The organism is Marinobacter sp. R17, assembly GCF_003789045.1.
GTDB classification, from domain to species: Bacteria; Pseudomonadota; Gammaproteobacteria; order Pseudomonadales; family Oleiphilaceae; genus Marinobacter_A; species Marinobacter_A mangrovi.
Genome location: NZ_RHGZ01000002.1, coordinates 250345 through 264701 on the forward strand (window position 1 = coordinate 250345; position 14357 = coordinate 264701).

Below are 14357 nucleotides of genomic sequence, written 5' to 3' on the forward strand. Positions count from 1 at the left end.
TAGGCCCAATGGAGTCTACCCGAAGGCTCAGGCCACAGTGGCTTCTGAGGCCTTCTTGGTGTAGTTCTCCATCTGGTCGAAGTTGAGATAGCGATAGATCTCTTTCGACATGCTGTTCAGGTCCTTGGCGTACTCCATGTACTCCGCCGGAGACGGGAGTTTGCCCAGTACCGCACCAACCGCGGCCAGCTCGGCAGAGGTCAGGTACACGTTGGCACCATCACCGAGACGGTTCGGGAAGTTACGGGTGGAGGTGGACAGGACCGTGGACTTCGGTGCGACCCGTGCCTGGTTACCCATGCACAGGGAGCAGCCCGGCATCTCGGTGCGGACACCGGCGGTGCCGTAGGTGTTGAAGTAGCCTTCTTCCATCAGCTGCTCCTGGTCCATCTTGGTCGGCGGAGACATCCACAGGCGGGTGCTCAACGCGCCCTTGTGTTGCTCCAGCAGCTTACCCGCAGCGCGGAAGTGACCGATGTTGGTCATGCAGGAACCGATGAACACTTCGTCCACCTTGTCGCCGGCGACTTCGGACAGGAACTTGGCATCGTCCGGGTCGTTCGGGCAGCAGACGATCGGCTCCTTGATGTCGGCCAGGTCGATCTCGATGACGTGAGAGTACTCGGCGTCCTTGTCGGCACGCATCAGGCTCGGGTTGGCCAGCCACTCTTCCATCTTCTGGGCACGACGCTCCAGGGTGCGCGGATCGCCATAACCTTCGGCAATCATCCAGCGCAGCATCACGATGTTGGAGCGCAGGTACTCAGCCACGGAATCTTCGGACAGGTTGATGGTACAACCGGCCGCAGAACGCTCGGCAGAGGCGTCAGACAGCTCGAACGCCTGCTCGACGGTCAGGTGCTCCAGGCCTTCGATTTCCAGGATGCGACCGGAGAATTCGTTGATCTTGCCCTTCTTCTCAACGGTCAGCATGCCTTGCTTGATGCCGTACAGCGGAATGGCGTGGACCAGGTCACGCAGGGTGATACCCGGCTGCATGTCGCCCTTGAAGCGCACCAGAACGGATTCCGGCATATCCAGCGGCATCACACCGGTCGCCGCGGCAAACGCCACCAGACCGGAACCGGCCGGGAAGGAGATGCCCATCGGGAAACGGGTGTGGGAGTCACCACCGGTACCGACGGTGTCCGGCAGCAGCATGCGGTTCAGCCAGGAGTGGATGATGCCGTCACCCGGACGCAGGGCGACGCCGCCACGGGTCTGGATGAAGTCCGGCATGGTGTGCTGCATTTCCACGTCGACCGGCTTCGGATAGGCCGCTGTGTGGCAGAAGGACTGCATGACCAGGTCAGACTGGAAGCCCAGGCAGGCCAGGTCTTTCAGCTCGTCCCGGGTCATCGGGCCGGTGGTGTCCTGGGAACCGACGGTGGTCATTTCCGGCTCGCAGTAAGTGCCCGGGCGAACGCCTTTGCCTTCTTCCAGGCCGCAGGCCTTGCCGACCATCTTCTGGGCCAGGGTGAAGCCCTTGGTGCCGGCTTCCGGATCTTTCGGCAGACGGAACACGTCGGTGGCGCCCAGACCCAGTGCTTCGCGGGCCTTGTTGGTCAGGCCACGACCGATGATCAGCGGGATACGACCGCCGGCCTGAACTTCGTCCAGGATCACTTCGGACTTGAAATCGAACTCGGAGATGGTCTCACCGGCTTCGTTCAGGATCTTGCCTTCGTACGGGCGAATGTCGATGACGTCGCCCATATTCATGTTGTCGACCGGAGCCTCGAATACCAGGGCACCCGCGTCTTCCATGGTGTTAAAGAAGATCGGAGCCACCTTGTTACCGATACACACACCACCGGCGCGCTTGTTCGGTACGCCAGGCATATCTTCGCCGAAGTACCACAGCACGGAGTTGGTGCCGGACTTACGGGAGGAACCGGTACCTACCACGTCACCCACGAAGGCAACCGGCAGACCCTTGGACTGGATCTCTTCGATCTGCTTGATCGGACCGGTCACGCCGGGCTCTTCCGGCTTCAGGCCATCGCGCTCCATCTTGTACATGGCGCGGGCGTGCAGCGGGATATCCGGGCGGGACCAGGCATCCGGAGCCGGGGACAGGTCGTCGGTGTTGGTTTCACCGGTCACCTTGAAGACCACCATCTTGGTGCTCTCGGGAACCTTCTTCTTGTTGGTGAACCACTCGGCATTGGCCCAGGATTCGATGACGGACTTGGCGACGGCGTTGCCGGCGTCCATCTTTTCCTTGACGTCGTTGAAGGCGTCGAACATCAGCAGGGTTTTCTTCAGCTGCTTACCGGCCAGCTCGGCCAGTTCCGCGTTGTCCAGCAGCTCGACCAGCGTGGCGATGTTGTAGCCACCCTGCATCATGCCCAGCAGCTCGACGGCCTTGTTCTTGTCGATCAGGGGAGAGGACGCTTCGTCCTTGACGATGGCGGTCAGGAAAGCGGCCTTAACGTAGGCGGCTTCGTCAACGCCCGGCGGAATGCGGTTTTCCAGCAGGTAAACCAGTTCCTCTTCTTCACCGGCCGGCGGGTTTTTCAGCAGCTCAACCAGTGCAGCCGTTTGCTCGGCGTTCAGGGGCTTGGGAGGAATGCCCAGTGCCGCGCGCTCTTCAACGTGTTTACGATACTCTTCTAACACGGTAAGACCCTCATCAGTTTGGAGACCCTGCTGTGTACAAAGGAGGCACTGAATAAATAGATTACGGTTCCTTCCGGGCGGCGCACGATGAATGCGGGGAAGGGCAAGTTACTTATTCAGTGGCTCCTGTTGAATCGCAGGGGGTTATTGGTGGCCCGGGCATCGACTCTGATGTCCAGGCAGTGTCCCGTCCGGCTAATTCACTCGTTTCAGGGCGCGCCGATCATTGGGTCAGGGCGACCCGCGAGAGGCAACGGATGAGTGAGCTAGCCCCACAGGACTCCGGTTACAGGCACGGAATTCTATCGGAAATCACTGACAAAGTTAAGATGGACTCATGTGGATGAGTTTGTCATGCGACTCCATGGGCTTGTGTATAATGCGCCGCGAACACAGCCAGATAATGGAATTATGCAATCCGCTCTCGACGACATTCACGCCTTCCTTCCCTGTCGCACCCCGGACACCTGGATCGGGGATGCGCTGGAAAATCAGGAACTTTTGCTGATCGACCACGCCCACTGCGAGAAAAAGGCGGCGTCGACGGCGCTCAGCCTGATGTATCGCTATGTGGACAACCCCGACCTGCTGCACAAGATGTCGCGTTTGGCCCGTGAAGAGCTGCGCCACTTCGAGCAGGTGCTCTCGATCATGAAAAAACGGGGCGTGACCTACGATCACCTGACGCCCGCTCGTTACGCGGCCGAACTGCGCAAGGAAGTCCGCAGCGATGATCCGGGACGGCTGGTCGATGTCCTGATTGTTGGCGCCATTATTGAGGCCCGGTCCTGCGAACGGTTTGCTGCGCTGGCGCCGCACCTGGATGAGACGCTGGCAGACTTCTACACCAGTCTGCTCAAGTCCGAAGCGCGGCATTACCGGGATTATCTGACGCTGGCGGAGAAGGCGGCCGGGACATCCATCAGCGATCGTGTGGAAACCTTCCTCAATATAGAGAAGGACCTGATCGAACGACCGGACAGCGTATTCCGCTTCCACAGCGGGCCGGTAACGTCTCCTCTATAGACTGAAGGGAATCGTACCGGCGCACTTCATTCGGCGATTGTTAAAGCTCCCGGCACAGCTTCATCCAGCGGCCGATCCCCGCACTGCGGTATTTCTGCCGGTGCAGGATGAAGTAGAACTGGCGGTCGAATTTGCGATAGTCCGGCACGCTCAGCGGCACCAGACTGCCGCGCCGGAAGGCGTCCGCCAGGCAGACCCGTGACAGGCAGCCGATGCCCAGGTTGGCTTCCACCGCCCGTTTGATCGCTTCGGTATGTTCCAGCTCCAGCAGGATATTGAGATCCGGCAGGATGCCGTGCATGCCGCGCTCGAAGGTCTGACGCGTACCGGAGCCGAGTTCCCGCATGACCCAGGTCGCCTGGACCAGATCCTCGTCCGTCAGTGTTGCCCGATCAGCGAGCGGGTGTTCCGGCGAGCAGAACACCACCAGTTCATCAGAGCGCCAGGGAATGACCTCCAGATCGTCCGATTGCAGCTCGCCCTCGATCAGCCCGATGTCCAGCTCGAAATCTTTCACCCGACGCGCGACCGTGCTGGTGTTGGCCACTTCCAGCGATACCTTGGCGTGCGGCTGGGCGCGCATGTAGCGGGCCATGACGCCGACGGCCAGGTAGTTGCCGATGGTGAGCGTGGCGCCGACTTTCAGGGCGCCGACTTCGGTGTGCTGGTCCAGCGCCAGTTCCAGCTCCCGGCCTCGGGCCAGCAACGCCTCTACCTGAGGTCGGAACAGTCGGCCCAACTCATTCAGCTGTAAGCGTTTTCCGATACGGTCGAACAGCTGGATGTCGAACTGGGACTCCAGTTCCTTGAGCGCACTGCTGGCTGCGGACTGTGACATGGCCAGTGATTCCGCGGCTCGCGTGATGTTCTGGGTGTTGGCAGCCGCCAGAAAAACTTCCAGTTGGCGGAAGGTGTATCTCATTATCGGTATTTCCGAATAAGGTTATGAAAATATCCCATTTTGTCGATAGGTTACTCCTGCGGTAAGCTGTGCTCAACTTTCAGGCGTACAAACGCCCAACACAGATACAGCTGCTTCAGGAATAGATCGTTATGAGCAATATGAATCGCGAAACTGTCACCAGCGTTCGCCACTGGAACGACACGCTGTTCAGCTTTACGACCAGCCGGGATCCCGGTTTCCGCTTCAAGAACGGTCATTTCATCATGATTGGTCTGGAGCAGGAGGGGAAACCCCTGATGCGTGCCTATAGCATCGCCAGCGCCAACTACGAGGAAGAGCTGGAGTTTTTCTCCATCAAGGTGCAGGACGGCCCGCTGACTTCGAAGCTGCAGAAAATTCAGGTGGGTGACGAAATCCTGGTGAGCCGAAAGCCGACGGGGACGCTGGTGGTCGATCACCTGCTGCCGGGCCGCAACCTGTACCTGATCAGCACCGGTACCGGTCTGGCGCCGTTCCTGAGCATTATCAAGGATCCGGAAGTGTACGAACGCTTTGACAAGGTGATCCTGACCCACGGTGTGCGCCACGTGTCCGAGCTGGCCTACCAGGACGAAATCAGCGGTCTGCCGGAGAACGAATACTTCGGCGAAATGGTCCAGGGCAAGCTGCTTTACTACCCAACCGTGACCCGCGAGGAATTCCGCAACCAGGGTCGTCTGACGGACCTGATGGAAAGCGGCAAGCTGATGTCCGATCTGGGGCTGCCGGCCTTCAATAAGGAAGACGACCGCTTCATGATCTGCGGCAGTCCGAGCATGCTCAAGGACACCTGCGCGATTCTCGACGCCCAGGGCTTTGAGGAGGCACGTCACGGTGACCTAGGTCACTATGTGATCGAGCGGGCCTTCGTGGAGCGCTAATGCGCGAATGACTCTGGCCTGGCTCAACAAAAAAGGGACCTTGGCGGTCCCTTTTTTGTGCCTGCATGAGAGGCGGAATCAGCGGAAGGCTTCCTTCTTGAGTTCCGGCGCCTGATCCGGGCCAACTTCGATCCACCACACATGGGAATCCCAGTCGCCCAGTACAAAACGCTGGGCCGGTTTGCCGTTGGCTTCCAGATCGTGGATGGCAGGGCGGTGGGTATGGCCGTGGATCAGGCGTTGCACGCCATGCTCCTCCATTACCCGGACCACTTCATCTTTCGTGACATCCATGATGTCTTCTTTCTTGCCCTGATTCTTCGCCATGCTCATTTCCCGCAATTGCCGGGCGACCACCTGACGGTCCGCCAGGGGGCGCTTCAGGAACATCGCCTGCCACTGAGGGTTGCGCATGTTGGCGCGGAACTTCTGGTACTCGACGTCGGCGGTGCACAGGCTGTCGCCGTGCATGAGCAGGGTGGGCGTGCCGTAGAGGTCGACCACCGTCGGGTCGTCAAGCAGGGTGCCGCCGACCCGGTTGCAGTAGTCCTCGCCGATCAGGAAATCCCGGTTGCCATGCATCAGGAATAAATCGACGCCCTGGTCGGTCAATGACTTGAGGGCGGCCGCCACTTCGTCCTGCAGCGGCGTGTGCTCGTCGTCGCCGATCCAGGCCTCGAAGAAGTCGCCCAGGATGTACAGCGTCTCGGCGTGGACCGCTTTGTCTTTCAGGAAGCCAAGAAAGGCGTCGGTGATGTCCCGACGCTCTTCTTCCAGGTGAAGGTCCGATATAAAGAGCGTGGTCACGCCGCGCCTCCGTCCTCCAGAACTTCGGCAGACTCGATCACCACGTCTTCAGCCGGCACGTCCTGATGGCCCTGGCGCATGGTGGTGCGGACGCCGCGAATGTTGTTGACGGTATCCATGCCTTCAACCACTTTGCCGAACACGCAGTAACCCCAACCCTCGGCGGTTTCCGCGGTGTGATCCAGGAAGCCGTTGTTTTCGACATTAATAAAGAACTGGGCGGTGGCGGAATGTGGATCCATGGTCCGTGCCATGGCGACGGCGCCGATCATGTTGCTCAGGCCGTTGTTGGCTTCATTCTTGATCGGCTCGCGGGTCTTGCGGGGCACCATGCCGGGTTCAAAGCCGCCGCCCTGAACCATGAAGTTGCCGATGACACGGTGGAAGATCAGGCCGTCGTAAAAGCCGTCGCGCACATACTGTTCAAAGTTGGCGGCGGTTTTCGGGGCTTTGTCGTGGTCCAGCTCGATCTTGATGTCACCGTGGTTGGTTTTCAGCAGAATCATCGGGGGTTCCTGTGTTGGTCTCGCGTTAAAACGTTCATTTCCGGGCACGCTGCTCCCCGGAAACCGGATCGTCAAAAAAAGTTAAGGTAAATTGTACGCGCTCGCGCCGCCGGATGCATGAGATACGGCCTCATCTATGCGTATAATAGCGGTTTTCCATCGACCACCAATTCAGAGTATCTATGAGCGCAGAATCCCGAAAAGCCAATAACTTTATCCAGAACCTGATCGAGGAAAGCATTGCCAGCGGTCAGCATCAGGGCAAGGTGGTAACCCGGTTCCCGCCGGAGCCCAATGGATATCTGCACATCGGCCACGCCAAGTCCATTTGCCTCAATTTCGGCATTGCCGAAACGTTCGACGGCGACTGTACCCTGCGCTTCGACGATACCAACCCGGAAAAGGAATCCCAGGAATACATCGACGCGATTACCCGGGACGTGAGCTGGCTGGGTTGCGAGTGGGCCGGGGAGGTCCGTTACGCGTCCGATTACTTCGATGCCATCTACGACTTTGCGGTGGAACTGATCGAGAAGGGGCTGGCCTACGTCTGCGCCCTGAGCGCGGATGAGATGGCCGAGTATCGCGGTACGCTGACCGAACCGGGGCGCAACAGCCCGTATCGCGACCGTCCGGTGGAGGAGAACCTGCGTCTGTTCCGCGAGATGCGTGAAGGCAAGCACGACGGCGGCTCGCTGGTACTGCGCGCCAAGATCGATATGGCGTCGCCGAACATCAACCTGCGTGATCCGATCCTCTACCGCATTCGCTTTGCGTCGCACCACCAGACCGGTGACAAGTGGTGCATCTATCCGATGTACGACTTCACCCATCCGATTTCCGACGCGATGGAAGGGGTGACCCACTCACTGTGTACGCTGGAATTTGAGGACCATCGCCCGCTGTACGACTGGGTGATCGATAATATTTCTGCGCCGTGCAAGCCGCGTCAGATCGAGTTTGCCCGACTGAACCTCAACTACACGATCACCAGCAAGCGCAAACTCAAGCGCCTGGTGGACGAAGGCTTTGTGGAATCCTGGGACGACCCGCGCATGCCGACCATTTCCGGTATGCGTCGTCGCGGTTACACCCCCCGGTCCCTGCGCAATTTCTGCGACATGATCGGTGTGAACAAAGCCGGCGGCATCGTGGACATGGGCATGCTGGAGCACGCCATCCGCGAAGACCTGAACGCCCGCGCCCCGCGAGCCATGTGCGTGATGCGCCCGCTCAAGGTGACACTGACCAACTACCCGGAAGGCCAGTCCGAAACCCTGACCCTGCCGGTGCATCCGCAGGATCCGGACATGGGCACCCGTGAGGCACCGTGGACGCGCACCCTTTACATCGACCGCGAGGATTTCTCCGAGGAGCCGCCGCGCAAGTGGAAGCGGTTGGCGCCGGATCAGGCGGTCCGCCTACGCGGCGGTTATGTGATGACCTGTCGCGAGATCGTCCGCGACGACAGTGGCGAGATCGTTGAGCTGCGCTGCGAATACGACCCGGCCACATTGGGCGTGAACCCGGACGGCTATAAGCCCAACGGTGTGATCCACTGGGTCTCCGCCGAAGACAGCATCGAGGCGGATGTCTATCTGTACGATCGTCTGTTCAACCACGAGGCGCCGGACAGTGACAAAGACGTGGATTTCGTGACGCACATCAATAACGAGAACCTGGTCGTCAAGGAAAACGTGCGCGTTGAAAAGAGCCTGGCGGAACCGCGTAGCGATATTCCCTACCAGTTCGAGCGTGAAGGGTATTTCTTCCTGGACGGGCAGCGTTCCCGTGACGGGCGTCCGGCATTCAACCGGACCGTGACCCTGCGTGATTCCTGGGCGAAAGCCAACAAGTAAACCGTGATCGTACTGAACCCACATTTTTGGACCCGAATACCGTGATTCAACTCTACAACACCCTGACACAGAGAAAGGAACCCCTGAAGACGCTGGAACCGGGCAAGGTTCGCATGTACGTCTGTGGCATGACGGTTTACGACTTCTGCCATCTGGGGCACGCCCGGGTGCTGGTGGCGTTCGATGTGATCACCCGGTATCTGCGCCACAGTGGTTACGACGTCACCTACGTGCGCAACATCACCGATGTGGATGACAAGATTCTGCGCCGGGCGGACGAAAACGGTGAGGCCTTCACCGCACTGACCGAACGCATGATCGAAGCCATGCATGAAGATGAGCGGGCGCTGGGCGTGATTGCGCCGGATCAGGAGCCGCGGGCGACCGGTCACATGGACGACATGCTGCGCATGATCCAGACCCTGATCGAAAAAGGCTTTGCCTACGCCGCCGACAATGGCGACGTGTATTTTGCGGTGGAGCAGTTCAATGGCTATGGCAAGCTGTCCAAGAAAAAGCTGGACGATCTGATTGCCGGCGCGCGCGTAGACGTGTCTGAAGTCAAGCGCAGTCCGGCGGACTTCGCCCTTTGGAAAGCGGCCAAGTCCGGCGAAGTGAGCTGGCCGTCACCCTGGGGCGATGGCCGTCCCGGCTGGCACATCGAGTGTTCGGCCATGTCCACCTGCTGCCTGGGCAACACGTTCGATATTCATGGCGGCGGCCCGGATCTGCTGTTCCCGCACCATGAAAATGAGATCGCCCAGTCCGAGGCGGCCACGGGACAGCCGTTCGTGAATTACTGGATGCATGCCGGTGCGGTGCGGGTCAATAAAGAGAAGATGTCCAAATCCCTGGGTAACTTCTTCACGATCCGTGAGATCCTTGAGAAATACCCGGCGGAGGTGGTGCGCTACTTCCTGGTATCGAGCCATTACCGCAGTCAGGTCGACTATTCCGAGGAAAATCTGGCAGAGGCATCAAGCACGTTGACGCGGCTTTATCAGGCCCTGCGCGGTCTAAATCCTGCGGCCGATGTTCCGGAAACGGATTACGACGCGCGATTCCAGGCGGCCATGGATGATGACTTCAATACCGCCGGCGCGAATACCGTATTGCACGCGCTGGCTTCCGAGATCAACCGGCTGAGGCGTGATGGCGAAGAGGCTGAGGCCTTGCGCCTGGCGGCGGTCCTGGTCCGGCTCGGCGGCGTGCTCGGGCTGCTCCAGCAGGATCCGGAGGCCTATTTCCAGTCAGGATCGGGCAAAGGCCCGAGCGCTGAAGAGATCGAGCAGCAGATCGAGGCCCGCGCCGAAGCCCGCCGCAACCGGGATTTCGCCGAGGCGGACCGGATTCGGGATACCCTGGCGGAGCAGGGCGTGATTCTCGATGATTCGCGCGAAGGGACGAGTTGGCGTCGGGCATGAATTTGTCCGTATTATCCCTTACACTAGCGCGCTCAAAGATAACGGGTGGCCGGACAGGGCGTCGGCCGCCGTCAAGAAAGTAGGTTGGGCGAAGCGGCCTCAAAGAAGTCGCGCCCATACCCCGGCACACAGAAACCACTGAGGCGATAACGATGACAGAACGCGTTCAAGTCGGCGGCCTGAAGGTCGCGAAAGTCTTGTACGACTTTGTGAACAACGAAGCGATTCCCGGCACCGGTGTTGATGCTGACAAATTCTGGGCAGAATTTGACACCATCATTCACGAGCTGGCGCCGCGTAACAAGGCGCTGCTGGCCAAGCGTGACGATATCCAGGCGAAGATGGATGCCTGGTACACCGAGCGCAAGGGGCAGCCGATCAACATGGACGAGTACCAATCGTTCCTGAAAGAGATCGGTTACCTGGCTGACGAGCCGGCGGACTTCAAGATCACGACGTCGAACGTCGATCCGGAAATTGCCACCATGGCCGGCCCGCAGCTGGTGGTTCCGGTGATGAATGCGCGTTTCGCACTGAATGCCGCCAACGCCCGTTGGGGTAGCCTGTACGACGCGCTCTACGGCACCGACGTGCTGTCGGAAGACGACGGCGCTGAAAAAGGTCGTGGCTACAACCCGGTGCGCGGCGCGAAAGTCATCGAGTACGCCCGCAACGTGCTGGACAGCTCTGCACCGCTGGCCAGCGGCAGCCATAAAGATGCGGCCAAGTACACCGTCGAAGGCGGCAAGCTGGTGGTCAAGCTGCAGAACGGCGACACCACCGGCCTGAAAGACGAGTCCGGCTTTGTTGGTTACACCGGCGCTGCCGGCGAGCCGACTGGCATCCTGCTGGTCAAGAATGGCATGCACTTTGAAATCCAGATCGATGCCTCCCATCCGATCGGCAAGGACGACGGCGCGCACGTGAAAGACGTGTTGGTCGAGTCGGCCCTCACCACCATCATGGACTGTGAAGACTCCATTGCCGCCGTGGATGCCGACGACAAGACGGTTGTCTATCGCAACTGGCTGGGCCTGATGAAGGGCGACCTGCAGGAAACCTTCGAGAAGGGCGGCCAGCAGGTTACCCGTAAGATGCACGGTGATCGTGACTACACCGCCGCCGATGGCTCGGATCTGAGTCTCAAAGGTCGCAGCCTGATGTTCATCCGTAACGTCGGCCACCTGATGACCATTAACGCCATCCTGGACAAGGACGGCAACGAGATTCCGGAAGGCCTGATGGACGGCCTGGTCACCTCCCTGATCGCGATCCACGACCTGAAAGGTAATGGACCGCTCCAGAACTCCACCACGGGCAGCGTCTACATTGTTAAACCGAAGATGCACGGTCCGGAAGAAGTGGCCTTTACCAACGAATTCTTCGGTCGTGTTGAAGATGCGCTGGGTCTGCCGCGCTTCACCCTGAAAGTCGGCATCATGGACGAGGAGCGCCGCACGACGGTCAATCTGAAGTCCTGTATTGAAGCCGCCAAAGAGCGCTGTGTGTTTATCAACACCGGCTTCCTAGACCGTACCGGTGACGAAATCCATACCTCCATGGAAGCCGGCCCGGTGATCCGCAAGGGCGACATCAAGGGCGCCGCCTGGATCCAGGCTTACGAGCAGTGGAACGTCGATGTGGGTCTGGAAGCGGGCCTGAAAGGCGTTGCCCAGATCGGTAAGGGCATGTGGGCCATGCCGGACATGATGGCGGCCATGATGGAGGCCAAGATCGGCCATCCGAAGGCGGGTGCCAACACCGCGTGGGTTCCGTCACCGACGGCCGCGACCCTGCACGCGCTCCATTACCATCAGGTCAACGTGGCCGACGTTCAGGATCAGCTGGCCAAGCGCGAGCGCGCGAAGCTGGAAGATATCCTGACCGTTCCGCTGCTGAAGGATCCGAAGTCCCTGTCAGCAGACGACATCCAGCAGGAACTGGACAACAACGCCCAGGGCATCCTGGGTTACGTGGTTCGCTGGATCGACCAGGGTGTCGGTTGCTCCAAGGTGCCGGACATCAATGACGTGGGTCTGATGGAAGACCGTGCGACACTGCGGATTTCCTCGCAGCACATCTGCAACTGGCTGTACCACGGTATCTGCACCGAAGAGCAGGTGATGGAAACCATGAAGCGCATGGCCGCTGTGGTCGATCGCCAGAACGCCGGTGATCCGTCCTACCGCAACATGGCGCCGGACTTCGATGACAGCGTGGCCTTCCAGGCGGCCGTCGATCTGGTCCTGAAAGGTCGTGAGCAGCCGAATGGCTACACTGAGCCACTTCTGCATGCCTACCGTCTGAAGGCGAAAGCCAAGTACGGTCAGTAAGCGAACGGCCCATAAAAAACCCCGCCTTGTGCGGGGTTTTTTGTATCTGCTCGGTAGCGTCGGATAAGCCGCTACGTCAACCCGATGTTACTGATCCTTGTGCAGCTCGTTGGCGGCATACAAGGTGTTCTGAAGCAGGGTGGCAATCGTCATCGGGCCAACACCGCCGGGTACCGGCGTAATGTAGGCGGCACGTTCGGCGGCTTTCGCAAATTCCACGTCGCCAATCAGCTTGCCGTCCTCGGTGCGGTTGATGCCCACGTCGATCACCGTGGCGCCTGGCTTGATCCAGTCGCCCTTGATCAGGCCGGGCTTGCCTGCCGCGGCGATCAGAATATCCGCCTCGCCGACGAAGCGGGCCAGGTCGTCCGTAAAGCGGTGGGCGACCGTCACGGTCGCCCCGCGCAGCAGCAACTCCATCGCCATGGGACGGCCGACGATATTGGACGCGCCTACGATGACGGCGTGCTGGCCTTTGTAAGGTGTCTTGATGGAATCCAGCAGGGTGATGATGCCGGCCGGCGTACAGGGACGCAGTTCCGGCAGGCGCTGGACGAGGCGGCCCACGTTATAGGGGTGAAATCCGTCCACATCCTTGTCCGGGCGAATCTTCAGCAGGATGGGGTCGGCGTCCAGCGGCTCGGGGAGCGGAAGCTGTACCAGGATGCCGTCGATGGCAGGGTTTTCGTTGAGCTCGTCAATGAGCGCTTCCAGGGCTTCCTGGCTGGTGTCAGCCGGCAGGTCATAGGACAGGGAGAGGATGCCGGCTTTGTCGCAGGCCTTGCGCTTGTTGCCCACGTACACCTGCGAGGCGGGATCCTCGCCGACCAGGACCACGGCCAGCCCCGGGGCTCTCAGGCCCTGGTCGATCCGGGTCTGCACACCCAGCGCAACGTCCTCTCGAACCTGGGCGGCGATTTTCTTTCCATCAATCAGTTCTGCTGTCATTACATGTATAATCTGGTTTGTAGGCGGGGCAGCAGCCCTGCCTGAGCGAGTGATCACGGGACAGGCACGGCAGTCGGGTCAGTCTGCGGGAGCAGGCCGACGCTTTCCGACGGTCGGTCGTTTCGACCGAGGGGCGCTGTCCGGGAAAAGAGCGCGGTATTGTCTCATGGTTCGGGCTTTCGGCCAACGCGGCCCGGTCGATTGGCAACTAATCTGAAATCCGTGTTGACGGACCCCGGAACCGCCGGTATCATTCGCGCCAACTTTGCTGAGGCATCTGTTGTTCAGGTCGTCAGGAACGGGGTATAGCGCAGTCTGGTAGCGCGCCTGCTTTGGGAGCAGGATGTCGGGAGTTCGAATCTCTCTACCCCGACCATCCCTTGGAACCTGGTCATTCAGGTGGGCGAAAGGTCAAGCGCCCGTAGCTCAGCTGGATAGAGCAACGGCCTTCTAAGCCGTGGGTCGTAGGTTCAAGTCCTACCGGGCGCGCCATAACCCCGGCGGGTGAGGGCTCCTCGGGAGCGCGAGCCAGGCCCCCAGCAAAGTTGGGAATAAGCGCCAGCTTATCCTGTTGAAGGCGCTCGATGTCGTCTGAAGGCTCGAGTGACAATGTGGTGGACGTAGCTCAGTTGGTAGAGCTCAGGATTGTGACTCCTGCGGTCGAGGGTTCGAACCCCTTCGTCCACCCCACTTTTCCCGGCTGTTTGATTCCCCGTTGACTGGATCCGACGTTGGCAACACACTGCCATCAAAAGATCGGTGATCGACTGGCGAGAGTGGCGGAACTGGTAGACGCGCTGGATTTAGGTTCCAGTGGGGCAACCCGTGAGAGTTCGAGTCTCTCCTCTCGCACCATCCTCTTCCTTCCTTAATAAGATGATCCTGTGACCCGCTTGCGGTCAGTCCATTCACGAATGTGCAAAGTCCGTGCGCCAGACGTTCTCTCGGCGACCAAAAGCATGATAAAATGGCTGTTTAGTTTTCGCAGGCCTGAGTGGAATTATCTGC

At 59.8% G+C, this 14357-nt stretch carries 10 protein-coding genes and 4 tRNA genes; 9 read left to right on the forward strand and 5 right to left on the reverse strand.

What is annotated here, in order from left to right:
* Window positions 1-27: 27 nt before the first annotated feature.
* The gene (locus EB809_RS03145; protein ID WP_123633347.1) at window positions 28-2622 is read right to left on the reverse strand and encodes a bifunctional aconitate hydratase 2/2-methylisocitrate dehydratase; all 2595 of its coding nucleotides are present in this window, start codon (window positions 2620-2622) and stop codon (window positions 28-30) included.
* Window positions 2623-3033: 411 nt separating this feature from the next.
* Here EB809_RS03145 and EB809_RS03150 point away from each other — a divergent pair, with 411 nt between their 5' ends.
* A complete protein-coding gene (locus EB809_RS03150; RefSeq protein ID WP_123633348.1) occupies window positions 3034-3648 on the forward strand; it encodes a tRNA-(ms[2]io[6]A)-hydroxylase in 615 nt (204 codons plus the stop codon).
* A gap of 40 nt (window positions 3649-3688) precedes the next feature.
* Here the strand turns inward: EB809_RS03150 and EB809_RS03155 are convergent, their stop codons facing one another.
* Complete coding sequence (locus EB809_RS03155; RefSeq protein WP_123633349.1) at window positions 3689-4570, reverse strand: LysR family transcriptional regulator; 882 nt, start codon at window positions 4568-4570, stop codon at window positions 3689-3691.
* Between the two features lie 131 nt (window positions 4571-4701).
* Between EB809_RS03155 and EB809_RS03160 the strand changes: the two genes are divergently transcribed.
* Entirely contained in the window at window positions 4702-5472 is a 771-nt protein-coding gene (locus tag EB809_RS03160) for a ferredoxin--NADP reductase (RefSeq protein WP_123633350.1), read from the forward strand.
* Window positions 5473-5550: 78 nt separating this feature from the next.
* Here EB809_RS03160 and EB809_RS03165 read toward each other — a convergent pair whose 3' ends face one another.
* Both EB809_RS03165 and EB809_RS03170 read right to left on the reverse strand, forming a co-directional pair.
* A complete protein-coding gene (locus tag EB809_RS03165; protein WP_123633351.1) occupies window positions 5551-6279 on the reverse strand; it encodes a UDP-2,3-diacylglucosamine diphosphatase in 729 nt (242 codons plus the stop codon).
* Window positions 6276-6785: a peptidylprolyl isomerase gene (locus EB809_RS03170; RefSeq protein WP_123633352.1), complete on the reverse strand. Its 510-nt coding sequence runs from the start codon at window positions 6783-6785 to the stop codon at window positions 6276-6278. The genes EB809_RS03165 and EB809_RS03170 overlap by 4 nt, the downstream gene beginning before the upstream one ends.
* 182 nt (window positions 6786-6967) lie before the next feature.
* On the opposite strand from EB809_RS03170, the gene EB809_RS03175 reads away from it, so the two are divergent.
* The 3 genes from EB809_RS03175 to EB809_RS03185 all read left to right on the forward strand — a co-directional run bounded on the left by EB809_RS03175 (window position 6968) and on the right by EB809_RS03185 (window position 12401).
* Window positions 6968-8644: a glutamine--tRNA ligase/YqeY domain fusion protein gene (locus EB809_RS03175; RefSeq protein WP_123633353.1), complete on the forward strand. Its 1677-nt coding sequence runs from the start codon at window positions 6968-6970 to the stop codon at window positions 8642-8644.
* Window positions 8645-8685: 41 nt separating this feature from the next.
* Window positions 8686-10068 (forward strand): cysteine--tRNA ligase, encoded by a 1383-nt coding sequence (gene cysS / locus EB809_RS03180; RefSeq protein WP_123633354.1) that lies wholly within the window; start codon window positions 8686-8688, stop codon window positions 10066-10068.
* A gap of 152 nt (window positions 10069-10220) precedes the next feature.
* Complete coding sequence (locus EB809_RS03185; RefSeq protein ID WP_123633355.1) at window positions 10221-12401, forward strand: malate synthase G; 2181 nt, start codon at window positions 10221-10223, stop codon at window positions 12399-12401.
* An 87-nt stretch (window positions 12402-12488) separates the two neighbouring features.
* Here the strand turns inward: EB809_RS03185 and folD are convergent, their stop codons facing one another.
* On the reverse strand, window positions 12489-13349 hold the full coding sequence (gene folD / locus EB809_RS03190) for a bifunctional methylenetetrahydrofolate dehydrogenase/methenyltetrahydrofolate cyclohydrolase FolD (protein ID WP_123633356.1): 861 nt from the start codon (window positions 13347-13349) through the stop codon (window positions 12489-12491).
* Between the two features lie 299 nt (window positions 13350-13648).
* Between folD and EB809_RS03195 the strand changes: the two genes are divergently transcribed.
* The 4 genes from EB809_RS03195 (at window position 13649) to EB809_RS03210 (ending at window position 14204) form a co-directional block, all read left to right on the forward strand.
* Window positions 13649-13725, forward strand: a tRNA-Pro gene (locus EB809_RS03195).
* A gap of 39 nt (window positions 13726-13764) precedes the next feature.
* Window positions 13765-13841, forward strand: a tRNA-Arg gene (locus tag EB809_RS03200).
* 122 nt (window positions 13842-13963) lie between these two features.
* Window positions 13964-14039, forward strand: a tRNA-His gene (locus EB809_RS03205).
* An 80-nt stretch (window positions 14040-14119) separates the two neighbouring features.
* A tRNA-Leu gene (locus EB809_RS03210) sits at window positions 14120-14204 on the forward strand.
* Window positions 14205-14357 lie beyond the last annotated feature (153 nt).

Coding starts and splice junctions, on each gene's coding strand:
- EB809_RS03150 (WP_123633348.1), top strand. CDS start 3,034: ATGCAATCCGCTCTCGACGACATTCACGCCTTCCTTCCCTGTCGCACC.
- EB809_RS03155 (WP_123633349.1), bottom strand. CDS start 4,570: ATGAGATACACCTTCCGCCAACTGGAAGTTTTTCTGGCGGCTGCCAAC.
- EB809_RS03160 (WP_123633350.1), top strand. CDS start 4,702: ATGAGCAATATGAATCGCGAAACTGTCACCAGCGTTCGCCACTGGAAC.
- EB809_RS03170 (WP_123633352.1), bottom strand. CDS start 6,785: ATGATTCTGCTGAAAACCAACCACGGTGACATCAAGATCGAGCTGGAC.
- EB809_RS03175 (WP_123633353.1), top strand. CDS start 6,968: ATGAGCGCAGAATCCCGAAAAGCCAATAACTTTATCCAGAACCTGATC.
- EB809_RS03185 (WP_123633355.1), top strand. CDS start 10,221: ATGACAGAACGCGTTCAAGTCGGCGGCCTGAAGGTCGCGAAAGTCTTG.
- folD (WP_123633356.1), bottom strand. CDS start 13,349: ATGACAGCAGAACTGATTGATGGAAAGAAAATCGCCGCCCAGGTTCGA.